This window comes from Streptomyces atroolivaceus (genome assembly GCF_000717025.1).
Classification (GTDB): Bacteria; Actinomycetota; Actinomycetes; order Streptomycetales; family Streptomycetaceae; genus Streptomyces; species Streptomyces atroolivaceus.
The window spans coordinates 405638-430227 of sequence record NZ_JNXG01000003.1; the positions used below are offsets into that span (position 1 = coordinate 405638).

General features: G+C 72.1%; 19 protein-coding genes, 1 tRNA gene and 2 pseudogenes. 12 read left to right on the forward strand and 10 right to left on the reverse strand.

Translation table 11 applies throughout. The annotated features are described in order from the left end of the window. The first annotated feature begins 235 nt into the window (after positions 1-235). From OO67_RS10935 to OO67_RS39635, 4 genes are all read left to right on the forward strand, one after another. A complete protein-coding gene (locus OO67_RS10935) occupies positions 236-844 on the forward strand; it encodes a DUF4291 domain-containing protein (protein WP_033299274.1) in 609 nt (202 codons plus the stop codon). Beyond that, positions 841-1602, forward strand: a complete 762-nt coding sequence (locus tag OO67_RS10940; RefSeq protein WP_033299275.1) for an SDR family oxidoreductase — start codon at positions 841-843, stop codon at positions 1600-1602. Before OO67_RS10935 ends, OO67_RS10940 begins: the two co-directional genes overlap by 4 nt. Positions 1603-1664: 62 nt before the next feature. After that, positions 1665-3104 carry a sensor histidine kinase gene (locus OO67_RS10945; protein WP_341864638.1) on the forward strand — a complete coding sequence of 480 codons (1440 nt, stop codon included), beginning with the start codon at positions 1665-1667 and terminating at the stop codon, positions 3102-3104. 7 nt (positions 3105-3111) lie between these two features. Next, entirely contained in the window at positions 3112-3795 is a 684-nt protein-coding gene (locus OO67_RS39635; protein WP_033299277.1) for a response regulator, read from the forward strand. On the opposite strand, the pseudogene OO67_RS39640 reads toward OO67_RS39635, so the two are convergent. Both OO67_RS39640 and OO67_RS10960 read right to left on the reverse strand, forming a co-directional pair. Next, positions 3793-4464 (reverse strand): annotated as a pseudogene (locus tag OO67_RS39640) (phosphatase PAP2 family protein); the annotation flags it as partial. The gene OO67_RS39635 and the pseudogene OO67_RS39640 overlap by 3 nt on opposite strands. An 89-nt stretch (positions 4465-4553) precedes the next feature. Then, a complete protein-coding gene (locus tag OO67_RS10960) occupies positions 4554-4988 on the reverse strand; it encodes a GNAT family N-acetyltransferase (RefSeq protein WP_033299494.1) in 435 nt (144 codons plus the stop codon). A gap of 138 nt (positions 4989-5126) precedes the next feature. On the opposite strand from OO67_RS10960, the gene OO67_RS10965 reads away from it, so the two are divergent. The 3 genes from OO67_RS10965 (at position 5127) to OO67_RS10975 (ending at position 10567) form a co-directional block, all read left to right on the forward strand. Beyond that, positions 5127-7961, forward strand: coding sequence for an alpha/beta fold hydrolase (locus tag OO67_RS10965; RefSeq protein ID WP_033299279.1), 2835 nt, complete (start codon positions 5127-5129; stop codon positions 7959-7961). After that, on the forward strand, positions 7958-8845 hold the full coding sequence (locus OO67_RS10970) for an ABC transporter permease (protein ID WP_033299281.1): 888 nt from the start codon (positions 7958-7960) through the stop codon (positions 8843-8845). Before OO67_RS10965 ends, OO67_RS10970 begins: the two co-directional genes overlap by 4 nt. Positions 8846-8971: 126 nt before the next feature. Further along, positions 8972-10567 (forward strand): vWA domain-containing protein, encoded by a 1596-nt coding sequence (locus OO67_RS10975; protein ID WP_033299283.1) that lies wholly within the window; start codon positions 8972-8974, stop codon positions 10565-10567. A 241-nt stretch (positions 10568-10808) separates the two neighbouring features. Here OO67_RS10975 and OO67_RS10980 read toward each other — a convergent pair whose 3' ends face one another. The 6 genes from OO67_RS10980 to OO67_RS11005 form a co-directional block, all read right to left on the reverse strand. Then, on the reverse strand, positions 10809-11123 hold the full coding sequence (locus OO67_RS10980) for an L-rhamnose mutarotase (protein ID WP_033299285.1): 315 nt from the start codon (positions 11121-11123) through the stop codon (positions 10809-10811). A gap of 17 nt (positions 11124-11140) precedes the next feature. Next, a complete protein-coding gene (rhaS, locus tag OO67_RS10985; RefSeq protein WP_033299287.1) occupies positions 11141-12226 on the reverse strand; it encodes a rhamnose ABC transporter substrate-binding protein in 1086 nt (361 codons plus the stop codon). Between the two features lie 41 nt (positions 12227-12267). Further along, on the reverse strand, positions 12268-13323 hold the full coding sequence (locus OO67_RS10990; RefSeq protein ID WP_033299288.1) for an ABC transporter permease: 1056 nt from the start codon (positions 13321-13323) through the stop codon (positions 12268-12270). After that, entirely contained in the window at positions 13307-14359 is a 1053-nt protein-coding gene (locus tag OO67_RS10995; RefSeq protein WP_033299290.1) for an ABC transporter permease, read from the reverse strand. Before OO67_RS10995 ends, OO67_RS10990 begins: the two co-directional genes overlap by 17 nt. Next, positions 14356-15879 carry a sugar ABC transporter ATP-binding protein gene (locus OO67_RS11000; RefSeq protein WP_033299292.1) on the reverse strand — a complete coding sequence of 508 codons (1524 nt, stop codon included), beginning with the start codon at positions 15877-15879 and terminating at the stop codon, positions 14356-14358. The genes OO67_RS10995 and OO67_RS11000 overlap by 4 nt, the downstream gene beginning before the upstream one ends. Before the next feature lie 423 nt (positions 15880-16302). Continuing rightward, positions 16303-17577 carry a phosphoribosyltransferase family protein gene (locus OO67_RS11005; protein ID WP_033299294.1) on the reverse strand — a complete coding sequence of 425 codons (1275 nt, stop codon included), beginning with the start codon at positions 17575-17577 and terminating at the stop codon, positions 16303-16305. A 107-nt stretch (positions 17578-17684) separates the two neighbouring features. Between OO67_RS11005 and OO67_RS11010 the strand changes: the two genes are divergently transcribed. Continuing rightward, positions 17685-18485, forward strand: a complete 801-nt coding sequence (locus tag OO67_RS11010; protein WP_033299296.1) for an HAD-IIA family hydrolase — start codon at positions 17685-17687, stop codon at positions 18483-18485. Here OO67_RS11010 and OO67_RS39645 read toward each other — a convergent pair. Next, positions 18373-18996 (reverse strand): MmyB family transcriptional regulator, encoded by a 624-nt coding sequence (locus tag OO67_RS39645; protein WP_341864640.1) that lies wholly within the window; start codon positions 18994-18996, stop codon positions 18373-18375. The two genes, OO67_RS11010 and OO67_RS39645, sit on opposite strands and share 113 nt — an antisense overlap. A 3-nt stretch (positions 18997-18999) precedes the next feature. Here OO67_RS39645 and OO67_RS39650 point away from each other — a divergent pair. Continuing rightward, positions 19000-19137, forward strand: a pseudogene (locus tag OO67_RS39650) (NADPH-dependent oxidoreductase); the annotation flags it as partial. A gap of 612 nt (positions 19138-19749) precedes the next feature. Next, the gene (locus OO67_RS40610; RefSeq protein ID WP_341864639.1) at positions 19750-20085 is read left to right on the forward strand and encodes a hypothetical protein; all 336 of its coding nucleotides are present in this window, start codon (positions 19750-19752) and stop codon (positions 20083-20085) included. Between the two features lie 375 nt (positions 20086-20460). On the opposite strand, the gene OO67_RS11025 is transcribed toward OO67_RS40610, so the two are convergent. Further along, a tRNA-Arg gene (locus tag OO67_RS11025) sits at positions 20461-20533 on the reverse strand. A gap of 318 nt (positions 20534-20851) precedes the next feature. Here OO67_RS11025 and OO67_RS11030 point away from each other — a divergent pair. Beyond that, positions 20852-22495 carry a dynamin family protein gene (locus OO67_RS11030; RefSeq protein WP_033299298.1) on the forward strand — a complete coding sequence of 548 codons (1644 nt, stop codon included), beginning with the start codon at positions 20852-20854 and terminating at the stop codon, positions 22493-22495. After that, positions 22492-24462, forward strand: coding sequence for a YfjP family GTPase (locus OO67_RS11035; RefSeq protein ID WP_033299299.1), 1971 nt, complete (start codon positions 22492-22494; stop codon positions 24460-24462). The genes OO67_RS11030 and OO67_RS11035 overlap by 4 nt, the downstream gene beginning before the upstream one ends. Positions 24463-24590 lie beyond the last annotated feature (128 nt).

Genomic DNA, 24590 nt, shown 5'->3' on the forward strand with positions numbered 1-24590 from the left:
GGGGGCCGGACGAAGCAGTTCTCCGCGTTTTCCATCGCACCGCTCATGAGGCTCATCAGTGCCTCGTACTTTTCGCGCCCGAGGTAGTAGGAATGACGGAGCACGACCGGGACCTCCTCCGCCGTCATGATGACGGTGCGGGTCGAAGGCGTCATCGGCGCGGTCAGCCGCGAGGCCGCTCCGCGCGGCGAAAACCAGGTGCTGGGTTGCGCCGGGCTCCCGCATCCTGGGGCGTATGAACGACCAGATCCGTCCGCCCCGTTACGAGATCCGCGCGCAGCACACCGACTCCACCGTCACCGTGTACCAGGCCTACCGGCCGGCCATCGGACTGCCCGCCGCCCGTGACGGGCGCTTCCCGCCTGCCTGGAAGCGCGACCGCATGACCTGGATCAAGCCGAGCTTCCTGTGGATGATGTACCGCTGCGGCTGGGGCACCAAGGAGGGCCAGGAGACCGTGCTCGCCGTCGAGATCACCCGCGATGGTCTCGCCTGGGCGCTGGAGAACGCCGAACTCTCGCACTACGTACGGGGAGTGCACGCCGACCAGGCCGACTGGAAGCGCAGCCTGCGCCGTAGCCCCGCCCGGGTCCAGTGGGACCCGGAGCGTGATCTGCACCTGAACCCGTTGCCGTACCGCTCCCTCCAGCTCGGGCTGAGCGGTGAGGCGGTACGGCGTTACGCGGACGAGTGGCTCGTCTCCGTCACCGATGTCACGCCGCTGGCCCATGAGATCCACGGGCTCGTCCGGTCGGGCGACCTGGACGGGGCGGCCCGCCTGCTCCCGGCGGAGAGCCCGCTCGCGGATCTCGGCGCGCCTCTCCCCGCCCTGGCCGGCCGATGAGTGCCGCAAGCCGCCCGTCGGCCCTGGTCACGGGCGCGGGACGTTCGGCGGGTATCGCGGCCACCGTGGTGCTGGACCTGGCACGGGCCGGCTGGGACGTGGCCTTCACGTACTGGACCCCATATGACGCGAGGATGCGGTGGGGCAAGGACCCCGGCGCGCCCGGGGAGCTGCGCGAGGCTGCATCGTCCCTCGGGGCGCGTACCTTCGCGGTCGAGGCGGACCTGAGCGACCCGGCCGTGCCGGCCCAGCTCTTCGACAGCGTCGAGGGCGAGCTGGGGAACGTCACCGCTCTGGTGCTCTGCCACGCCGAGTCGGTCGACTCCGGACTGCTGGACACCACGGTGGAGAGCTTCGACCTGCACTTCGCGGTCAACGCACGGGCGACCTGGCTGCTGATCCGGGAGTACGGGCTCCGGTTCCGGGGACAGCACGGAACCGGACGGGTCGTCAGTCTGACCAGCGACCACACGGCCGGCAACCTGCCGTACGGGGCGAGCAAGGGGGCGATGGACCGGATCACGCTGGCCGCCTCACACGAGCTCGCCCACCTGGGAGTGACGTGCAACGCCATCAACCCCGGGCCGACCGACACGGGGTGGATGACCGAGGAACAGAAGGCCGAGACGGCCGGCTACACGCCCCTGGGGCGGCTCGGAGTGCCGCAGGACTGCGCGAACCTGGTCACGTTCCTCTGCTCGGCCGAGGGCGGATGGATCAACGGTCAGCTGCTGAACAGCAACGGTGGTATCGGGTAGCCGGAGGCACCCCTGACTTTCGGCAGTGCCGGGCGGGCCCAGGATTCCGTAGCGTCGGGTCGGTGAACTCCAACCCGAATCCGCGCCGGGCACGTGCGGCGGCTGTCCTGGTGCCGGCGGCTGTCGTCGTGTTCGGCGGACTCAGCATGGCGAGTCCGTGGTGTGCCGTGCCGACGGTGGTCGCCGCGTTCCTGGCGGGGCGGGGCCCCGGGCGCACCGGAGCCGTCGTCCGGTCACTGGCCGCCGTGCTCGCCGCAGGGGTCGTGGCCGCCTCACTGGTGCCGCCCCTGCTCGCTCTCGGTACCCGGTTCGTCTCGGTGATGGTTCTGGGCGTCCTGCTGCCCTGGTTCGCCGGGCGGTTCTGGCGGCAGTACCAGGAGCTGGTCCGGGCCGGCTGGGAGAAGGCCGAACGGCTCGAACGTGAGCGGCAGCTGGTCGCCGGACAGGCCCGGATGGCGGAGCGGGCGCGTATCGCCCAGGACATGCACGACGTGCTCGGCCACGACCTCAGCCTGATCGCCCTGTCGGCGGGAGCGCTCACGCTCGCACCCGGTCTCGACGAGCAGCAGCGGCGTGCCGCCCAGGACATCAGGGCGCGGGCGGCCATGGCGGTCGAGCGCCTGGGGGAAGTGATCGGGGTCCTGAGCGAGAACGGCGAGAGCGCGGAGGGGCCGCCGTTGCGGCCGCGAGGGCGGGAGCTGACCGAGCTGGTCGGGGAGGCCGCGGAGTCCGGGCTCAGCGTCGAACTGCGGGAGGAAGGGAAGGCGGACGGGCTTCCGCCCGTCGTCGGGCGGGCCGTGCACCGGGTCGTACAGGAAGCACTGACCAATGTGGCCAGGCACGCGCCCCGCGCGCTGACGACCGTCCAGGTCAGCCACACGGAGACCGAGACCGAGGTGGTCGTGGTCAACGGTGCCCCGAAGACTCCGGCCGGACGGCCCCCGGGGCAGGGGGGTCGTGGGCTCATCGGGCTCGACGAGCGGGTCCGGCTCGCCGGCGGGACCTTCGAGCACGGTCCCCGGGACGACGGCGGCTTCGCCGTGTCCGCCCGGCTGCCGCACCGCCTCCCCGCACGGTTGCCGGACCGCCCCGCGCCGGCCCGGGGCGGGGGCCGCGCGGACGGTGCTCCGGCCGAGTTCCGCACGGCAAGGCGGCGCGCGCGCCGCACCCTGGCCGCCGCGCTCCTGGTCCCGCTGGGCGCGGGCGCGGTCCTGGGCGCCGTGGTGACGGGGTGGGACATGGTGTCGGCGGCCCGGTCGACACTCGATCCGGGTGACTACGCCCGGCTGCGGGTGGGGCAGGATCGTGCGGAGGTGGAACAGGTGCTGCCGAAGCGCCAGTCGGTCCACCGGCCGCCGTATGGCGAGGGGCCCGACGGACGAGGAGTGACGTGCGAGTACTACGCGGTGACGGCCGACCGCTTCGACAGCCGGTCCGGGCACGTGTACCGGCTCTGCTTCCGCGAGGACACGCTGGTCTCCCTCGACACGCTCGACAGGTGAGCGCGCGATGACCCGGGTGCTGATCGCCGACGACGAGCCGATGATCCGGGCGGGGGTGCGGGCCGTGCTCTCCACCGACCCGGACATCGAGATCGTCGCCGAGGCGGGCGACGGCCACGAGGCGGTGGAGCTCGTGCGGCTCCACCGTCCCGATGTGGCCGTGCTCGACGTACGGATGCCGAGGACCAACGGCATCGACGCCGCGGCGGAGATCAGCCGGACCGTTTCCGGCACCGGCATCATCATGCTGACGACCTTCGGTGAGGACGACTACATCCTCCGTGCGCTCGGCTGCGGAGCCGCCGGCTTCCTGATCAAATCGGGTGAGCCCGAGGAACTCATCGCGGGCGTACGGGCGGTGGCCGACGGCGCCGCCTATCTGTCACCGAAGGTCGCCGCGCGTGTGGTCGCGCACCTGGCGTCGGGCGGAGCCGGGGCCCGGGCCGGGCGCCGGGCCGCAGCCCGGGAGAAGGTCGCCGGACTGACGCCGAGGGAACGCCAGGTGCTGTCCTTCCTCGGCAGCGGGCTGTCCAACGGGCAGATCGCCCGGCGACTCCATGTGGTGGAGGGGACCGTCAAGGCGCATGTCAGCTCCGTCCTGTCCCGCCTCGGGGTGGACAACCGGGCCGCTGCCGCCGTCATGGCCCATGAGGCCGGCGTCGTGCCCGCGCATGCGGCGGAAGACGGCTGAGGCGGCGCGCTCCGCCGGCTGTCGGACAACGATCAGGACGGCAGCCGCCACGGCCGCGCCGAGCAGTGCGCCGGCCAGTACGTCGTGCGGGTAGTGGACTCCTGTCAGGACCCGCAGCAGGGCCGCTGCCACGGCCAACGGCAGGGCGACGGCGGCCAGGCGAGGCCGCCGGAGCGCCAGCCCGACCGCCAGCGCGGTGGCGAGCGTGGCGTGGTTGCTGGGGAACGACCAGTCGCCGGCCTCCGGGCACGCGGCGACCGCCTCGGCCCCGGGCACGGCCCGGCACGGGCGTTCCTCGTCGACCACCAGCTTCAGCGCCTCGCTGACGGCGTACGCCGCCACCGTCCCGGCTCCGGTCAGGACGGCTCCGGCCGCCAGGCGTACGTCCTTGCGGCGTACCGCCCTCCAGCCGAGCAGGAGCAGCAGCAGGCCCAGGGCGACCAGGGTGAGCTCGGTGACCGGTTCCAGGAGACGAGTCAGCGGGGCGGGCGCGTCCGCGACCCACGCAGTCAACGACCGGTACAGGGAGACGGAGGCGCCCTGGGTCACCTCGGTCGGTTCGGCCCGGCCGAGCCCGCCCGGTGACAGGAGTGCGACGGAGCCGGCGGCCACCGCCAGAAGGGCTGCCGCGCACAGCAGGCGGGTGGCCCGGGGATGTGGGTTCTTCATGCCGCCGAACGTACGAGCGCCGGCAGGCCGGGCACCCGCGCCGAACGGCATGACCCGTACTGGTCGATCGTCAGGGGTGACGCCTGCGCTCAGACCCGCCCGCAAGCGCCCGTGACACCGAACTCCCAGGTCAGCATGGCGAACACGCCGTCGCCCGCCGCCCCTGCCGAGCGGTAGGTGGCGAGCGCCGCCTCGTTGTCCCGCTCCACCCCCACCCACATGTCGTAGCAGCCGCGCTCCCGGGCCTCCGCGGCCAGGGCCTCCGTCAGCGCACGCCCGATGCCGCGCCGGCGGTACGACTCGTCGACGGAGAGTTCGTACAGGCACATCTCCGTGCCCTTGTCCGGGTGGAGCATCTCGATGCCCGAGACGAATCCGGCCGGGGCGCCGTCCGCGTACGCGATCAGCATCAGATGACCCTCCGCCGCCAGGAAGCGGGCCGCCCACTCGGGGCGGGGCGGGGCGTCATGGAGATGTGCGGCGGCCAGGAGTTCCGCCGTGGTGGTGGCGGGGCGGATACGGATGTCCATCTATGGGCCTTTCGTGACGGCGGTGTACCGCAGGCGGAGTACGAGGAGGGGCCCGCCGTACCTCCCAGGGATGCCGTGTACCTCACCCCGGGGGCACCTCGGCCCTGCCACCGCTCCGTTTAGGGTCGAGTCATGGAGAACCCGACTTCCCGGTGGCGGCACCGGCTGCCCCGTACCCGAGGCCGGTGGGCCGCGGTCGTCGCCGCCCTCGCCGTGCTCGTGGGTGCCGGTACCTGGACCGCCGCCGCCGACGACAGTGTGCCGCCCGTGCAGCGGCACGACCGGATGATGAAGATGAACGGGGTGTCGGTCGACACCTCGTACTTCACGTCCGGAGGCACACAGCGACGGCCCGCCGTCCTCATCGGCCACGGCTTCGGCGGCAGCAAGGACGACGTGCGCGCCCAGGCCGAGAAGCTGGCCGCCGACGGGTACGCCGTCATGACCTGGTCCGCCCGCGGCTTCGGGAGGACGAGCGGGGAGATCACGCTCAACGCCCCCGACGGTGAGGTCAAGGACGTCTCCGGGCTCATCGACTGGCTGGCGGACCGGCCCGAGGTGGAGCTCGACGCGAAGGGCGACCCGCGCGTCGGCGTCACGGGCGCTTCGTACGGTGGCGCCGTGTCGCTGCTCGCCGCAGGTCACGACGAGCGGGTCGACGCCATCGCACCGGTGATCAGCTACTGGAACCTGGCCGACGCGCTCTTCCCGGACGGAGTGTTCAAGAAACTCTGGGCCGGGATCTTCGTGTCGTCCGGCGGCGGCTGCGAGAAGTTCCAGGAGCAGCTGTGCGAGATGTACGAGCGGGTCGCCGTCAGCGGCAAGCCGGACGCCGCAGCGCGTGAACTCCTGACGGAACGTTCCCCCGAGGCCGTGGCCGACCGGATCGACGTACCCGCGCTCATCCTCCAGGGCCAGAGCGACTCGCTCTTCCCGCTCGGTCAGGCCGACGCCATGGCCAAGGCCATCAAGGCCAACGGCGCGCCCGTGTCCGTCGACTGGATCTCCGGCGGGCACGACGGAGGGGACGACGAGGGTGATCGTGTCCAGAGCCGGGTCGGTGACTGGTTCGACCGGTACCTGAAGGAGGACGAGGGCGCCGGCACCGGGCCGGGGTTCCGTGTGACCCGGACCGGCGGGGTCGACTCCACCGACGGCGCCGCCCTGAAGCGCGGCGCGAGCAGTGCCACGTACCCCGGCCTGACCAGCGGCGGACGGAAGATCGCCCTGACCGGCGCAGGGCAGCAGCCCGTGCCGGGCGGCCAGCAGGACGAACCCGCGGCCGGCGGCAAGCAGGACGAACCCGCGACCGGCGGTGGCGGGAACGGAGCAGCGACCGGTGGAGGACAGGGCGCCCCGGCAACGGGTGACGGACGGGACGAGCTCGGGGCCGGTGGACAGGACACCCCCGCCGGCGGCCTGACACAGACCTTCCGCAACCCCGCCGGGGCGAACCCGCCCTCCATCTCCGCCGTCCCCGGCATCGGGGGCGGGCTCTCCCAGCTGTCCTCGCTCGGCGTGGGGCTCTCCCTCGACTTCCCCGGGCAGTACGCGCGCTTCGAGTCCGCCCCGCTGGACAGCGCCGTACACGTCACCGGATCGCCCACGGTCCGCGTGAACGTGAAGGCGGACCAGGGCGACGCGGTGCTGTTCGGCAAGGTCTACGACGTCTCGCCCGACGGGAAACAGCAGGTGCTGCCGTCCCAGCTGGTCTCCCCCTACCGGATCACCCCCGACGAGCAGGGCAAGCCGGTCGAGCTGACACTGCCCGCCGTCGACCACGAGGTCGACGCGGGGCACCGTCTCCGCCTCGTCCTCTCCGCCACCGACCTCGCCTACGCGTCCCCCGCCGAGCCCGCGACGTACAGCGTCTCCCTCGACGGCCCGCTGACCGTCCCCACCGCACCCGCGGTGAAGACGGCGGCGGCCACCCTGCCCTGGTGGACCTGGGGACTCCCGGCGGCAGCGCTCGTCGTCGCCGCCGTCCTCCTGCTCACCGCACGCCGGCGCACCGCCACCCCGGCCCCCGACCCGGCACTGACCGGCGTGCCGCTGCAGATCACGGGCCTGTCCAAGAAGTACGCCAAGTCCACCGACCGGTACGCGGTGCGCGACCTCGGATTCCGTGTCGAGAAGGGCCAGGTCCTCGGTCTCCTCGGGCCGAACGGCGCGGGCAAGACCACCACCCTGCGCATGCTGATGGGGCTCATCACCCCCGACGCCGGTGAGATCCGCGTCTTCGGGCACGCGATCCGCCCCGGCGCGCCCGTGCTGTCACGCGTGGGGTCCTTCGTCGAGGGCGCGGGTTTCCTCCCGCACCTCTCGGGCCGCTCCAACCTGGAGCTGTACTGGCAGGCCACCGGACGGCCCGCCGAGGACGCCCACATCGACGAGGCCCTGGAGATCGCCGGACTCGGCGACGCCCTGGCCCGCGCGGTGCGCACGTACTCCCAGGGCATGCGGCAGCGCCTCGCCATCGCCCAGGCCATGCTCGGCATGCCGGACCTCCTCATCCTCGACGAACCGACCAACGGACTGGACCCGCCCCAGATCCGCGAGATGCGTGACGTGATGATCCGGTACGCGGCCGGCGGCCGCACCGTGATCGTCTCCAGCCACCTCCTCTCCGAGGTCGAACAGTCCTGCACCCACCTCGTGGTCATGGACCGGGGGCAGCTCGTCCAGGCCGGCCCGGTCGACGAGATCACCGGCTCCGGCGACATGCTGCTCGTCACCACGGACGCCGAGGTGACCGAACCGCTCGTGGACAAGGTGGCCGCCCTCCCGGGCATCGGCTCCGCCGTCCGCCTGGACGACGGTCACGGCCTCCTGGTCCGTCTCGACGGCGCCACCGCCTCACAGCTGGTCTCCGAACTGGTGCGCCTCGACGTGCCGGTGACGGGTGTCGGGCCGCACCGCCGCCTGGAGGACGCGTTCCTCACCCTCATCTCCCAAGGATCCGCATGAGCTCCGCAACAGAGATCCAGGCCCTGGCCGAAGCCCCCGGATACCACGCCCGACGCACCCTGCCGCTGCGCGTGGAGGCGATGAGGCAGCTGCGCAGGCGCCGCACCCTGCTCATGGGCGGGGTGCTGGCCGCCCTGCCGTTCGTCCTGATCGTCGCCTTCGCGATCGGCGGCACCCCGGGCGGCGGTGAAGGGGGCGGCGGAGGCGGCTCGCGGATCAACCTCATGGACGTCGCGACGGAGTCCGCGGCGAACTTCGCGGCGACCTGCCTCTTCGTCTCCGCCGGCTTCCTGCTCGTGGTGCCCGTCGCCCTGTTCTGCGGGGACACCGTGGCCTCCGAGGCCAGCTGGTCCTCGTTGCGCTATCTGCTCGCGGCGCCCGTGCCCCGGGCCAGGCTGCTGTGGAGCAAGCTCGTCGTGGCGCTCGGCTTCAGCCTCGCCGCGATGGTGCTGCTGCCGCTCGTCGCACTGGGCGCGGGAGCCGTCGCGTACGGCTGGGGGCCGCTGAAGCTCCCCACCGGGGGTGCGCTGAGCTCCTCGGACACCGTGCCGCGCCTCGCGCTGGTGGTCGCCTTCGTCTTCGTCTCCCAGCTCGTCACGGCGGGGCTGGCGTTCTGGCTGTCCACGAAGACGGACGCACCGCTCGGCGCGGTGGGCGGCGCGGTCGGACTGACCATCGTCGGCAACGTCCTGGACGCGGTCACCGCCCTCGGGACCTGGCGCGAGTTCCTGCCCGCGCACTGGCAGTTCGCCTGGGCCGACGCCCTCCAGCCCGATCTCGAATGGGGCGGGATGGTCAAGGGCGCTGCGGTGTCGGTGACCTATGCCCTGATCCTGTTCGCCTTCGCCTTCCGCGGGTTCAGTCGTAAGGACATCGTGTCCTGACGTTGATGTTCCGCCACGTCGGAGCCCGCTGTTGCGCCATCGAGACTGTTCCGCAACGCTTCTGACGACTCCGCCCGGCCGCTTCACACGTCACATTCACAGATGTCCACGACGTGGGGGGTACCGATGGAACGCAGGGCTCGGACATACCGGGGAGCGCTCGCGCTTCTCCTGGCGGGCGGGATCCTGATCACCGGCTGCGGTGGCACGGGTACGAGCAACGACTCCGCGGCCGAACGCGGCGTCGCCGGCAGCGGCGGACCGGCCGGGGGCAAACAGCCTCCCGCCGCTCCGTCCGCCGTACCGGGCCAGGACGCGGACGGGGCGAGCCGGGCGGAGGACGGGGCGGCGCGCGAGAGCGAGGCGCCCGACTACCTGTCGACCTTCGCCCTCGACGTGGACACCGCGAGCTACGGGTACGCGCGCCGCACGCTGGGCGACGGGCAGCTGCCCGCAGCCGGCACGGTGCGCCCCGAGGAATTCGTCAACAGCTTCCGGCAGGGCTACGAGCGGCCGGAGGGCAACGGCTTCTCGGTGAGCGTCGACGGTGCGCGGCCCGGCGCCGCCGACTGGTCGCTCGTCCGGGTCGGGCTGGCCACCAAGGCCGCCCCGGACTCCGGCGAACGCCCGCCCGCCGCACTGACCTTCGTCGTCGACATCTCCGGATCGATGTCCGAACCGGGCCGACTCGACCTGGCGAAGACCTCGCTGGGCATCCTCGCCGACGAACTGCGCGACGACGACTCCGTATCCCTGATCACCTTCAGCGACCAGGCCGAGACCCGGCTGCCGATGACCCGCCTCCAGGGCAACCGCACCAAGGTCCGGGACGCCATCGAGGAGATGGAGCCCGCCGACTCCACGAATGTGGCGGCCGGCGTCGAGCGGGGCTACGACGAGGCTGTCGAGGGCCATCGCAAGGGCGCCACCAACCGGGTCGTCCTGCTTTCCGACGCGCTCGCGAACACCGGCGAGACGGACGCCGACGCGATCCTGGAACGGATCGGGGGCGCCCGCGAGGAGTACGGCATCACCCTGTTCGGCGTCGGAGTGGGCAGCGACTACGGCGACGAGCTGATGGAGCGCCTCACCAATAAGGGCGACGGCAACACCACCTACATCGCCGACGAGACCCAGGCCCGGAAGGTCTTCGTCGACCAGCTGCCCGCCCATGTCGAACTCCGGGCCCGGGACGCCAAGGCCCAGGTGGCCTTCGACCGTGAGACGGTCCAGCAGTTCAGGCTCGTGGGCTACGAGAACCGCAAGGTCGCCGACGACGACTTCAGGGACGACGGCGTCGACGGCGGCGAGGTCGGCCCCGGTCACACGGTGACCGCGCTCTATGCCGTACGGCTGCGTGAGGGCGCCTCCGGCCACGTGGCGACGGCGACGGTGCGCTGGCTCGACCCGAGGACGAGGAAGGCGCACGAGGAGACCGGGTCGGTGGAGACCGGCGCGATCGACGGGAAGCTCTGGGGCGGTGGCAGCGAGCGGCTCCAGGTGACCGCGGTGGCCGCCTACTTCGCGGACACCCTGCGCGGCGGTGACCTGCCCGGCACCCCCGCTCTGGGCGAACTCGCGACCCGTGCGAAGGCGCTGGCCTCCTCGACCGAGGACAGCTCGGTGGGGAAGCTCGCGACGATGATCGAACAGGCCGACCGGATCAGGAACGGCGGCGGCGACGAACCGACGGGTGACGGGGACGAAGGCGAAGTCGGCTGACACGGGTCCGGCCGGGGCGAGCGCCCTCCACAGCCGCCGTCCGGGCCAGGCAGTGACGCCCCCGGGAAGGTCCTGCGCGGCGCGACCCCGGAGGGTCCGAGCCCCGCGGACGACGCCGCCGGGTCCGCCGTGCCCGGCCACGCGCCCCCCGGCCAGGGGGAGCCCTGGAGGCGCGGGGGCTCCGGCCGCGTCCCGACGGACGTCCGCCCCGGCTGTCGGGGACAGCCGGGGCGGACACCGCTCAGGCCAGGTGGAACACCTCGGTCAGCGGGACCATGGCCTCGTCGGCGGCCTCCGACTGCTCGAAGAACTCACCCATCTCCCGCTGCCACCGCGCGTTGACGTCCGTGGCCGCCATCGCCTCCCGGGCCGCGTCGAAGTCCTCCGTCTCCAGGTAGCCGACCAGCAGGCCGTCCTCGCGCAGGAACAGCGAGTAGTTGTGCCAGCCCGCCTCCGACAGTGCGGCGAGCATGTCCGGCCACACCGCGGCGTGGCGCTCGCGGTATTCGTCCTTGCGGTCCTCACGGACCTTCAGCAGAAAGCAGACGCGCTGCATGGAACAGATCCTCCCGATCAGAAGTCGAACGTGTCGATGTTCTTGGAGTCGAAGACGGTGGGCTCCCCGAGGATGACCTCGCCGTCCTTGCCGATGGTGTACTCGCCGAGCTTCCCCGCCTCGAACTTCTCGCCCTCCGCACCGGTGATCTGCCCCGACGCCAGCGCGGCGGCCGCGTACGAGCCGAGGTGGCCGAGCTCCTCCGGGTTCCAGAGCGAGAACTGCTCGACGGTGCCGTCCTTGACGTACTTGCGCATCTGGTTCGGCGTGCCGAGCCCGTTGAGCACGACCTTGCCCTTGTACGAGGAGTCGCTCAGGTAGCGTGCCGCGGCGGCGATGCCGACCGTCGTCGGGGAGATGATGCCCTTGAGGTCGGGATAGGCCTGCATGAGGCCCTGCGTCTGCTGGAAGGACTTCTGGTCGGCGTCGTCGCCGTAGGCGACCTTCACCAGCTCCATGTCCTTGTACGCGGGGAGCTTCAGCTCCTCCTTCATGTACTCGATCCAGGTGTTCTGGTTCGTCGCGTTCTGCGTGGCCGACAGGATCGCGATCTTGCCCTTGTGGCCGATCTGCTCGCCGAGGTGCTGGACCAGGCTGCGGCCGATCTCCTCGGAGCTGGCCTGGTTGATGAAGAGCTGACGGCAGTCCTTCGCCGTGTCGGAGTCGTACGCGACGACCTTGATGCCCTTCTTCATGGCCTGTTTGAGCGGACCGCACACCGCGTTGGGGTCGTTCGCCGCGATGAGGATGGCGTCCTGGCGCTGCTGGATCAGGGTGTTGATGTAGGAGACCTGCGAGGAGGCGTTCGCGTCGGACGGACCCACCTCCTTGCCCGTGCCGCCGTACTCCTCGGCCGCCGCGATGCCCGCCTCGTCGACGATCTTCTCGTACGGGTTGTTGATCTGCTTGGGCAGGAAGGCGATCTTCAGGCCCTTCTTCAGCGGGGCGTCCGGGTCGGCCTTCGCGGAGCTGCCGGCCTTCGCGCTCCCGCTCACCTCGCTGTCCTTCGTGGTGCCGGAACAGGCGGTGAGGGCGAGGGCGAGGGAGACGGCGGTGGCTGCGGTCGCGACGGCGCGGCGCCCAGCGGCATTGCGGAGCATCATGGCGGGGTGTGCCTTTCGAAGAGGTATGAGGGGAGGGGCCGTTATGACGACGGGGATGCGGGGGCGTTCGCGGCCCGCCTGTGCCGTCGTTCGACGACCGTGGCGATGACCCGGGGGGTCAGGACCGACGCCACGAGCAGCAGCCCGGTCACGATGACCTGCACCTCGTTGGCGATGTCGTTGAGCGTCAGCAGGTTCCGCAGCAGCCCGATCAGCAGCACACCGGCGACCGCGCCGAAGAGCGTGCCCTTCCCGCCGTCGAAGTCGACGCCGCCGAGCAGGACGGACGCGATGACGAGCATCTCGAAGCCGAGTCCGTTGTCCGCGCGGGCACTTCCGTACCGCAGGGTGAAGACGACGCCCGCGAAGGCGGAGAAGAGTCCCGTCACGACGAAGAGCAGCAGCTTGATCCGCTTGACCCGGATGCCGGCGAAGTACGCGGCCTCCTCCTGGGCCCCGATCGCGAAGAGCGCACGGCCGAGTCCCGTGGCGTGCAGCACCACCGCGGTGACCGCGGCCAGGATGACGAAGAGCAGCACCGGATAGGTGAGGAAGGTGCCGGGGACGGTCGTGGTGTCGACGGCCCAGTCCGCGTACACCTGCGGGAAGTCCGTCACCGCGTCGCTGCCGAGCGCCACCGAGGCCAGACCCCGGTAGAGCGCCAGGGTTCCGATGGTGACGGCCAGGGACGGCAGTCCAACCTTGGTGACCAGCCAGCCGTTGAGGAGTCCTCCGGCGACGCCCGCCAGGAGCACCACCGGCACGATCATCTCGAAGGCCCACCCCGCTTCCCACAGCGCACCGGTCAGCGCGCTCCCCAGACCCAGCATGGAGGCCACCGACAGGTCGACCTGCCCGGCGACGACCAGGAGGGTCATCGGGAGCGCGATGACGGCGACTTCGGCGATGTCGTTGAAGGCGAACGCGAGGTTCTCAGCTGAGCCGAAGCCCTCGGTGCTCCCGAGCCCGACGACGAGGACCGCCACCAGCAGGACACCGACCGCGGTGTCCCAGCGCAGCGCCAGGCTGCGCACGGGAGAGGGATTCCCGCCGGCCCGGGGAGCGGGAGCCGTCTTGGTGTCAGGCGCCGTGGTCATGACGGGCGTTCCTCTTCCTCAGTGCGGCGGTCATCCGCAGGTTCACGATCCGGTCGACGCTGATGGCCAGCAGAAGGAGCGCACCGGTGATGGCGCCCTGCCAGAAGGAGTCCACCTTCAGCACGACCAGGACGCTGCCGATGGTGGTGAGCAGCAGGGCACCGAGCGCGGCCCCCCAGACGGTGCCGGTGCCGCCGGTGATCGCGACACCGCCGACGACGACGGCGCTCACGACGGTCAGCTCCCAGCCGTGCGCGTTGTCCGCGACGACGGTGCCGAAGCGGGCCAGCCACAGGGCACCGGCGAAGCCGGCGACGGCCCCGGAGAAGGCGTACGCGGCGAGCACCCGGCGGCGGATCGGGATGCCGGCGAGACGGGCAGCCTCCGGGCTCGACCCGATGGCGTACAGCTCGCGCCCCGAGCGGTAGCTGCGCATGAAGTACGCGGTCGCCGCGAGCAGGACCAGTGCGATCAACGGCAGATACGGGATGCCCAGCACGCTGCCGCTCCCGAGGCCAAGGACGGCCTCCGGCACGTCGGACGCGCTGATCTGCTCGCCCTGCGCCCACCAGTAGTCGACGCCCTGGATGATGTAGAGCATCCCCAGGGTCACGACGAGCGCCGGTACCTTGCCGAAGCTGACGAGGGCGCCCGAGACCAGGCCGCAGACCACGCCGATCGCGATGCCGAGCAGCATCACGGTCAGCACACCGTGGTCGCTCCCCGCGACGAACTTGCCGCAGGCGAAGGCGGACAGGCCGACGACGGAGCCGACGGACAGGTCGATGTTGCGGGTGACCACGACGGCGGACTGGCCGACCGCGAGCAGCACCAGGATCGACGCGTTGAGCAGCAGATCCTTGATGCCCTGGTCGGACAGGAAACGCGGGTTGGCCAGGTAGGTGCCCAGGATCAGCAGGGCCAGCGCCCCGGCGATGGAGATCTCGCGCGCCCGGAAGACCGCGTCCACGAGCGAGGAGGCACTCCGCTCCGGCGCTTTCGCGGTGTCCGGGGGGCTCTCGACGGTGGTGGTCATGCCGCTGCCCTCTCGCTGCGTCCGGTTGCCGCGGCCATGACCGACTCCTCGGTGGCGCTCCCGCGCGGGATCTCGGCGACGAGCCGGCCCTCGTGCATCACGAGCACCCGGTCGGCCATGCCGATGACCTCGGGGAGGTCGGAGGAGATCATCAGTACGGCCAGGCCGTCCGCCGCGAGCGAGGAGAGCAGCCGGTGGACCTCCGCCTTGGTGCCGACGTCGATCCCGCGGGTCGGTTCGTCGACGATCAGTACGGCGGGGCCGGTCGCGAGCCACTTGGCCAGCACGACCTTCTGCTGGTTGCCGCCGGACAGCACGCCCACGGTGTCGGCCAGCCGGCTGTACTTGAGCTGCAGACGCACCGCCCAGTCCGCGGCGCGGTCGTGCTCCAGGGCCCGGCTGACGAGCCCGCGCCTGCGGACCTCGCCGAGGCCGGTGAGCCCGATGTTGCGCTCGATCGACATATCCATGACCAGTCCGCGCTGGCGCCGGTCCTCCGGTACGAGCGCGAGCCCGGCGTCCATCGCGGCGGTCGGCGAACCCGGGCGCAGCACCGTGCCCGCCACCTTCACCTCGCCCGCGTCGGCGCGGTCGACACCGAAGACCGCCTGGGCGACCTCGGTGCGCCCGGCGCCGACGAGTCCGGCGAGCGCGACGATCTCGCCGCGCCGGACGTCGAAGGACACGTCGCGGAAGACACCCTCGCGGGTCAGCCGGTGGACCGAGAGGGCCACTTCGCCGACCTCGGCGTCCTGCTTCGGATAGAGGTCGTCGAGGTCACGGCCGACCATCCGGCGCACCAGGTCGTCCTCGGTGAGCCCCTCCAGGGGCTCGGAGGAGATCCACCGGCCGTCGCGCAGGGTCGTGACTCGCTGGCACAGTGCGAAGATCTCGTCCAGGCGGTGCGAGATGAACAGCACCGCCGCGCCCTCGGAGCGGAGCGTACGGACCACGGAGAAGAGTCTGGAGGTCTCGCTGCCGGTCAGGGCGGCCGTCGGTTCGTCCATGATCAGGACGCGGGCGTCGAAGGAGAGCGCCTTGGCGATCTCGACGATCTGCTGGTCGGCGATCGACAGTCCGCGGGCGGGCCGGTCCGGTGCCAGGTCGACCCCGAGCCTCCGCATCAACGCGGCGGTGGTGTCGTGCACGGCCTTGCGGTCGATCCTGCCCAGTGAACGCCGGGGCTGACGGCCCATGAAGATGTTCTCGGCGACGGACAGGTCGGGGAAGAGCGTCGGCTCCTGGTAGATGACGGCGATGCCGGCGTCACGCGCGTCCGCCGGGCCGTGGAAGACGACGGGTTCACCGTCGAGGAGCACCTCGCCGCCGTCCGGACGGTGCACTCCGGCCAGGGCCTTGATCAGGGTCGACTTGCCCGCGCCGTTCTCCCCGGCGAGTGCGTGGGCCTCGCCGGGGAGCAGCATCAGCGACACGTCCTGCAGGGCCCGTACGGCACCGAAGGACTTGCTCACGCCCTTCAGGGCCAGGACCGGGACCGGGTCCGGGGCGGACTGGTTCATGGGAGCTCCTCAGCGGTGGGACCGTGTCGCTCCACCTGTCATGAAAGGTTTCAATGAGGTTGCTCGGAAGCTAAACGGGGATTGCGGGCGCAGTCAATGGGTTGAAGGCGAGAAGTTCCAGGGGGAGAAGCGACCTGCGGGCTGAAGGGAGGGAATGGGTAGGCGCCCTTGACAGTCGTCAGGGTGGACCACTATCTTCGCGCTTTTTGAATCGATTCATGGAGTGCTCGTGCATCGGTCCACTCATACGTGCGCACCAGGTGTTCCTTGTTCACGGCGGGCGAGCGAGGCCGGCAGCCGCCGGATGGTCCGGCCCCGGGAGGACGACGAGCCCGGCCCTCCCGGGGACCCGCGTTCCCGTAGCCAGGGCCGGATCCGGCCCTCCGGACCTCCGCTCCCCTCCGATCCGGAGGGGAGCGGAGGCTAGGACGGCTCCTGGAGGAGGTGCTCCGTGAACCAGTCCCGTGCCAGGTCCGCGACCCGGTCCAGGGTGCCCGGCTCCTCGAACAGGTGCGAGGCGCCCGGGACGATCTCCAGCCGGTTCTCGCACCGCAGGGCCGCCTGCGCCTGCCGGTTGAGATCGACCACCGTGGTGTCGTCACCGCCCACGACGAGCAGGGTGGGCGCACGCACCCCTGACAGATCGGCCCCGGCCAGATCGGGCCGCCCGCCGCGGGAGACCACGGCGCCGACACCCGAGTCCGCCGCTGCGGCGGCCCGCAGCGCCGCCGCCGCCCCCGTACTCGCGCCGAAGGAACCGACCGGAAGCGGTACGCGCCGCCTCAGCCAGCCGGTGGTGTCCGCCAGCCGTCCCGCCAGCAGGCCGATGTCGAAGACGTTGGCCCGGTAGACCTCCTCCCCGGGCGTGAGCAGGTCGAAGAGCAGGGTCCCCAGGCCGGCGCGGTTCAGCGCCGAGGCCACGGAGCGGTTGCGCGGACTGAGGCGGCTGCTGCCCGAGCCGTGGGCGAACACCACGACCGCCCCCGCGTTCCCGGGGAGGGTGAGATCCCCGGGGAGCGGGACCCCGCCCGCGTCGACCTCGACCTCCTCGGACGCGGTGATGCCTCCCGACACCCGGGCCAGCAGGGAGATGACCTCCTCGTCGGAGGTCTGGGAGAAGTCCCGGTACCACTCACCCACGGCGGAGAACAGGCTCGGGGTGGAGAGGCACACGACCTCGTCGACGTCGTCGCGCAGCCTGACGGCGACATCCGGCGACGCGACCGGCACGGCCAGGACGACGTGGGCGGCGCCCTGCGCCCGCACCACCTGGCAGGCCGCCCTGGCGGTCGCTCCGGTGGCGACCCCGTCGTCCACCACGACCACCGCCCGTCCCTTCAGCGGCAGGCGGGGCCGGCCCTCACGGTAGGCGCGAGCCCGTCGCGCGAGCTCCGCCTCCTCGGCGCGCTCGACGGCCACGAGATCCTTCTCCCGCACCCCGGCGTGACGGACGATCTCGTCGCTGATGACCCGTACCCCGCCCTCGCCGATGGCGCCGAACCCCAGCTCCGGGTGGTGCGGCACCCCGAGCTTGCGGACGACGATCACGTCGAGCGGGGCGCGGAGGGCCTGTGCCACCTCGTACGCCACCGGGACTCCGCCGCGCGGCAGTCCCAGGACGACGGGATCGCGCCGTTCCAGATGCCCCAGTGCCACGCCGAGCCGCCGCCCGGCATCCGTGCGATCGGTGAACAGCACGGTGGTTCACCTCCAGCAGAGGGGGGGAGCGGAACACGCGCACGTACCCCCACCTTTCGAAACAATCCCATTTGCGCCGGTTCGGCAAGTCGGGGACGGTCGGTCGTATGGAGCGAACCGGCGCGGCCCTGATCGACATCGACGGCGTACTCACGGTGTCCTGGGAGCCGCTGCCCGGCGCCGTGGAAGCCATGGAACGGCTGCGCGCCGAGGGCATCCCGCTGGCGCTGGTCACCAACACCACGTCGCGGACGCGCGCCCGGATCGCCGAGCGTCTCGCGGGCGCGGGCTTTCCCGTCGGCCCCGACGACATCCTCACCGCGCCCGCCGTGACCGCCGCGCACCTCCGCGCGCACCACCCCGGAGCCCGATGCCTGCTGATCAACGACGGTGACGTCCGGGGCGACCTGTCCGGAGTGACTCTCGTCGAGGAGGAGGACGCCGAGGGTGCCGCGCCCGACGTCGTCGTCCTGGGCGGCGCGGGCGGCGCCTTCACGTACGCGGCGCTCAACCGCGCGTTCCGCCTCCTCCAGCAGGGCGCGCCCCTCGTCGCCATGCACCGCAACCTGTACTGGCGCACCGCCGGCGGATACGACCTGGACACCGGGGCCTTCCTCCTCGGCCTGGAACGCGCGGCCCGCACCGAGGCCGTCGTCACCGGCAAGCCCGCCCGGGCCTTCTTCGCCGCAGCGCTGACCCACCTCGGCGCCGACCCGGGCAGGACGCTGATGGTCGGCGACGACATCGACACGGACGTGCTCGCCGCCCAGCGGCACGGCATCACCGGGGTCCTGGTCAGAACCGGCAAGTACCGGCCCGAGACCCAGGCGGCGGCGGACGGCACCCCGGACCACGTGGTGGACTCGTTCGCGGATGTTCCCGCACTGCTGGAAGGGCTGGGGCGCTGAGCCGAGATCCGTGGCACTCCACGAGACGCGCTTCGGCAGGGCGCTGGACGGCCCGGAGCCGGCCGTGCGTTGGCAGGCCTCGCAGCCCGTCCACGGCCCGGGCTGTTCTCCCGTCCGAGGGGTGGAGGACGACCAGCCGCTGGGAGTCGGAGGGGAGGTCGAGCGTCTCGCGGAGCAGCCGGAGTTCGCACCTGGACGGGTGGTTGAGACGCAGGACCCCGCGTGGCAGGACCACATGACCGTTCAGGCGGCCGGTGAAGTGGGGGCCGGCGACGGGGGCGAGTCCCGATGTGAACCACTCGGTGTTCCCGACGGAGGGTGCGAGCCAGGGGGCGAAGGCCTGCTCGTCCGCGACGTCGTCCCAGTCGGCGAAGAACGTCCGGGCGCGGGGGTCGGTGAAGACATAGCGGGTGAGGTCCGGGGTGTCGGTGTCGAGCAGCCCGGTCCCCTCCGCCACCGACTCGTACGCGCTGGTGCGGGCGAGGACGTCGCCCAGCCGGTTGGTCACCACGGCGACTACTGCACGGCGTGGGAGGACGGTTGTCCTCTCGACCCCGAGGCCCCCGGGTACGCCACGACGCTGCTCGAGCAGTTGGCCTGGTGGGCGGGCGCCCTCCGGACGGCACGGGAGGCGAATCCCTACCCGGCGTGACGGCAGGACCCCGGTGACAGCCGGACGTCCGCGCCGGACCCTTCCCGTCCCGGACCACGGGAGGGGCCCGGCGCTCACGCGTTCGCCACGGCGCCCTCGCCACCGCGCTGTGACCCCGGGTCGAGGTGATCCTTCAGTGGGCGGCACGCCCGATGCGGACTTCACGACGCGACAACTGCCATGTCACGAACGTGTCCTGAAGACGATCAAGAGGCAACTCGGGCAACCACACCGGCCGTCTGGGAAATCAGCAAGCCACACGGGCGAACGGTCGCCCCGCTCACTCGCCCGCTCCCCAGGAGCGACAGCCCCCACACAGAGGACGTACACCAGCATGCGCACTCGCAAGATCTCGGCACTGACCATGACCGCGGTGGCCCTCAGCCTGGCGCTGACGGCATGCAACAACGACGGGGGCGACAACGCGTCCTCTTCCGCGAGCAGCTCGTCGGCGACGGCGACGGCCGCGAGCACCCCGCAGTCCGACACCGCGGAGGGCAAGTCGTCCGGCACGCCCGCCGAGTCCGGCACGAAGTGCACGGACCAGGTGGACTACGCGGGCGACTCGCGCTCGAACGCCGAGATCAATTCCATCGGTGAGGACACGGGTACGTGCCCGCCGGTGAAGAGGACCCCGGTACGAAGTGCACGGACCAGGTGGACTACGCGGGCGACTCCCGTTCGAACGCCGAGATCAATTCCATCGGTGAGGACACGGGTACGTGCCCGCCGGTGCAGAGCTCCGACGAGGCGTCGGGTACGCCGAAGGACCCCGGTACGAAGTGCACGGACCAGGTGGACTACGCGGGCGACTCGCGCTCGAACGCCGAGATCAATTCCATCGGTGAGGACACGGGTACGTGCCCGCCGGTGAAGCGGCGAGGTCGCGACCGCGTCGTCCGGGCGAAGCGCGGACTCCTCGCCCAGGGTGAACCTCGCCCAGGGTGAATCCCCGATCACCCCTGGTGCGCCTCGCCCTGGGCAGGCAAGCGTGTCCACGACCTGGGACAACAGCCTGCCGGTGCTCCTGGCCGTGTACGTCCGCTGCGTATCCGGTCAGCTCGCCGAACTCAAGAAGCGGATGGAAGCCGGGGAAGACCTCCCCGCGCTGCTGACGAGGGCCACGGGGGTGCGGAGAGCTTCTCCGTGCATTCTCCGTGGCCACCCGTGGAAACCTGGTGACAGCCGGACAGCGCCGGACCGCCCGCAGCTGCCCGAGGCCGGCCCGGCGCTTACGCGCGCTCTACGAGCGACTCTCTAGTGTGCGTCCGAGCAGCGAGAAGGCCCTCCGGGGTGGAGGGCCTCACAGTGGTGCGCGATGTGCGCCCCCGGCAGGACTCGAACCTGCGGCCAAGCGCTTAGAAGGCGCCTGCTCTATCCACTGAGCTACGGGGGCCGGGTGACGGCCTGGTGCCCCGGAGGGCGTTGGTTCAAGCCATTCGTGACCTTGCCGGGACAAGGATAGGGCTCAGATCACCTCGTCCCGGTTGCTTCACCTGCGTGGCACGATGTGGAGGTTCGGTGAAGCGAACCGATAATCGCAGGTAGGTGCGATTCATGCATCGCTTTTCGCGCCTCGCGCCCCGGGTGTTGTGCACTCGTTATGCCTGCGCCCCACTCGTCCCCTCTGTCCCCCGGGATGGATCCGCCGCGCAGAGGGGCCTATACGCTTCAAAAAGACGTCAAAATTGGGCATTCTTCACATGTGGTAACCATGGATGTACGGCCCCAGCTCATCGACGCACTTTCCGCCCTGCGCGACCGTGTCGCTGCCGTGCGTCTTCCACTTCCGCTGCCGGGTGCCCCGCGCGCCCGGCAGACGCGGACCGAGCTGCTCGCCCAGCTCGACGACTACCTCGTACCCCGTCTCAAGGACCCCGAGGCACCGCTGCTCGCGGTGATCGGGGGGAGCACCGGCGCGGGCAAGTCGACTCTCGTCAACTCGCTGGTGGGCTGCCGGGTCAGTGAGGCAGGGGTGCTGCGCCCGACCACACGGACCCCCGTACTCGTCTGCCACCCCGACGACCACCACTGGTTCGCCGGGGTGCGGGTGCTGCCGCAGCTGACCCGGGTGTGGCTGCCCCCGGGGCAGGTCCCGGACCCGGACGGGCTGGACCACCTCGGGGTGGAGGGGGACCGGGACGACACCGTGCTGCGTGTGGAGACGGCGGCGACCCTGCCCCGGGGGCTCGCGCTCCTGGACGCCCCCGACATCGACTCACTCGTCGTACGCAACCGGGTCCTGGCCGCCGAACTCATCTGTGCCGCCGACATCTGGGTCATGGTGACCACCGCGTCCAGGTACGCGGATGCGGTGCCGTGGCATCTGCTGCGTACCGCCAAGGAGTACGACGCCTCCCTGGTCACCGTCCTCGACCGGGTACCGCACCAGGTGATCGCCGAGGTGTCCCGGCAGTACGCGGCCCTGCTCACCCGGGCCGGCCTGGGCGAGGTTCCCCGCTTCACCATTCCGGAGCTGCCCGAGTCCGCGGGCGGCGGCAGCGGACTCCTGCCCACCACCGCCGTCGCACCCCTGCGCGCCTGGCTCACCCACCGGGCCCAGGACCCGGCGGCCCGTCAGCAGGCCGTGGGACGCACGGCGTCCGGGGTGATCGACTCGCTCGACGTACGGATGCCCGAGCTGGCCGGGGCGGTGGCCGCGCAGTACGCCGCGGCCGTGCGGCTGACCGGCGTGGTCGAGGAGGCGTACGCGAAGGAGCTGGCACGCGTGCAGCGGCGGCTCCGGAACGGGGCCGTGCTCGCCGGCGGCGCCCGCACCCGCTGGCGCGGATATCCGCTGTACAGCACCGCGGGGGAGCTGCTGGACGCGCTCGTGGAGAGCCTGGTGGCCCTGCTGCAGTGCGCGGTGGCGGCCTCCGACGAGCAGATCCGGACGACCTGGCGGCGCGAGCCCGCCGCCGGGGTCTTCCGGTTCGAGGACGCCGGCCGGGAGGCCGGCGGGTGGGGGCCCGCCGAGGACATCCAGGGCCGGATCGGCATGGCCGCGCGGCGCTGGCGGCGTGTGCTGGAGGAACTGGCCGAGGAGGAGGCGCGGCTGCTCGACCGCAACGCCGCGCCCGACGCCGAGACGGTGGCGGCGCTGCTCGCCGCCGCCCTCCTCGGCGGTCGGCGCGCCCGGGGTGCCGGGGAGCAACTGGCCGAACGGATCGGCGCCCAGGGGGCGCTGCGCCTCCGTGACAAGGGCGGGGCGCTGCTCACCGAGTGCCTGGACCAGGTCATGCACGGTGAACGCGACCGGCGGCTCGCCCCGCTCGACGCGCTCGAAGTCGCCCCCGAGCCGCAGGCCGAACTGATCGCCGCGCTGTCCGTACTGCAGAAGGAGAGGTGGCAGCGATGACTGCCGTCACTGACCAGAGCCGGGACGACGGGCGACCGGAGCGCGAAGGCGCGGGGGAGGCCCGGGGTGACGACGGGCGGCGCTGGGACGACGGGCTCATCGCGCGCCGTGCCGCCGAGGCCGCACAGGAGAGCGTGGAGGCCGGCACGGGCCCCGCCGCCCAGGACGACCCCGAGCCCCAGGTCGAGGCGTACGGTCTCCCCGGCAGCCCCCTGCGGCCCCGGCTGGACGCGCTGCGTGAACTGGTCGGGCTCTCCCGCGCCCGCCTCGACGGGAGCACCCTCGCCGAGGCGGGACGCGTGCTCGACGAGGCGTCGGCCCGTCAGCGGCTCTCCTCCCGGCACACGGTCGTCGCCGTCGCCGGGGCCACCGGCAGCGGGAAGTCCACCCTCTTCAACGCGCTCGCGGGTGTCCAGATCTCCGACACGGGGCTGCGCAGGCCGACCACCTCGGCTCCGATCGCCTGCAGCTGGACCGACGGCGCCGCCGGGCTGCTCGACCGGCTGGCCATCCCGGGCAGGCTCCGGCGCAGGCCGGTGCAGGGCGGCACGGCCATCGACGAGGCGTTGCAGGGGCTTGTCCTGGTGGACCTGCCCGACCACGACTCGGCGGCGACCGGCCACCGGGAGCAGGTGGACCGGGTGCTGGCCCTGGTCGACGCCGTGATCTGGGTCGTCGATCCGGAGAAGTACGCCGACGCGGCCCTGCACGAGCGCTATCTGCGTCCCCTCGCCGGGCACGCCGAGATCACCTTCGTCGTGCTCAACCAGATCGACCGGCTCTCCGGCGACGCCGCCGACCTGATCCTGGACGATCTGCGCCGGCTGATCGACGAGGACGGCATGGCGGTGGGGGAGCACGGCGAGCCGGGCGCCACGGTCATGTCCCTGTCCGCGCTCACCGGCGCGGGTGTGGGCGACCTGCGCGAGGTGCTCGGCAGGTTCGTCCAGGACCGTACGGCGGCGGCCCGCAGGCTGTCCGCCGATGTGGACGCGGCCGCCGCGCGGCTCCGGCCGGTGTACGTCGCCGAGGGGCGGCCGGGGCTGGGCGAGCGGGCCCGCGAGGAGTTCACCGACCGGCTCGCGGAAGCGGTCGGTGCGGCGGCGGCCGGGCAGGCGGCGGAGCGGGAGTGGCGCAGGAACGCGGGGCGGGCCTGCGGGACACCCTGGCTGCGGCTGTGGCGCTGGTACGAGTCCAGCCGGCAGCTGGGCGGCCTCGACCTCATGGCGCAGGCGCTCGCGCCGCCGGAGGAGGAGCTCACGGCCAGGCAGCGTGTGGAGCAGGCCGTGCGGAAGCTGGCGGACGACGCGGTGGACGGGCTGCCCACTCCGTGGGCGCAGGCCGTGCGTGAGGCGGCGGTGAACGGGGCGGAGGGGCTGCCCGAGGCGCTGGACGAGCTGGCGCGGAGCGCGCAGGCAGGCGGCCGGGGCCGTGGGGGGAAGGGCGACGCGGGGGCCGCTCCCACGGGCTCGGGCGGGCGGGTGTCCGGCGGGCGGAGCGGGGGGCCGGGTACGTCGGCGGGGCAGGCGAAGCGCGGTCCCGGCTCCGTGGGCAGAGCGGTGACCCCCGTCGCGGGGGTGCCGGGCGGCCGTGGTGCCAGGCCCCCGCGCCCGGCGTGGTGGCCGGCGGCGGTGCTCGCCCAGGCCTCGATGACGTTGCTCCAGCTCTTCGGTGGTCTGTGGCTGCTCGGCCAGATCGTGGGGGTCCTCGAACCCGGTCTGCTCACCCCGGCGCTGCTCATGCTGGCCGGGGTGGTCGGCGGGCCGCTCGTCGAGTGGGCCTGCGCGGCCGCGGCCCGGGGGCCCGCCCGCCGGTACGGGCAGGAGGCGGAACGGCGGCTCCGTGAAGTCGCGGCCGGCTGCGGCAGGGCAAGGGTCCTGGACCCGGTGGCGGCGGAACTGGCGCGCTACCGCGAGGTGCGGGAGCGCTATGTGGCGGTGACGGAGTTCTCCACAACCGGCGGGTAATCCACAGGCCCCGCGGGATTCCCGGTTTCCGTACAGCATGGTTCGCAGCGGATCAGACAGACGCACCGGATCGCACACCATCGCACCGCATCGGTGCAGGGCGGGCAGCGGTACGGAAAGCGGACGGA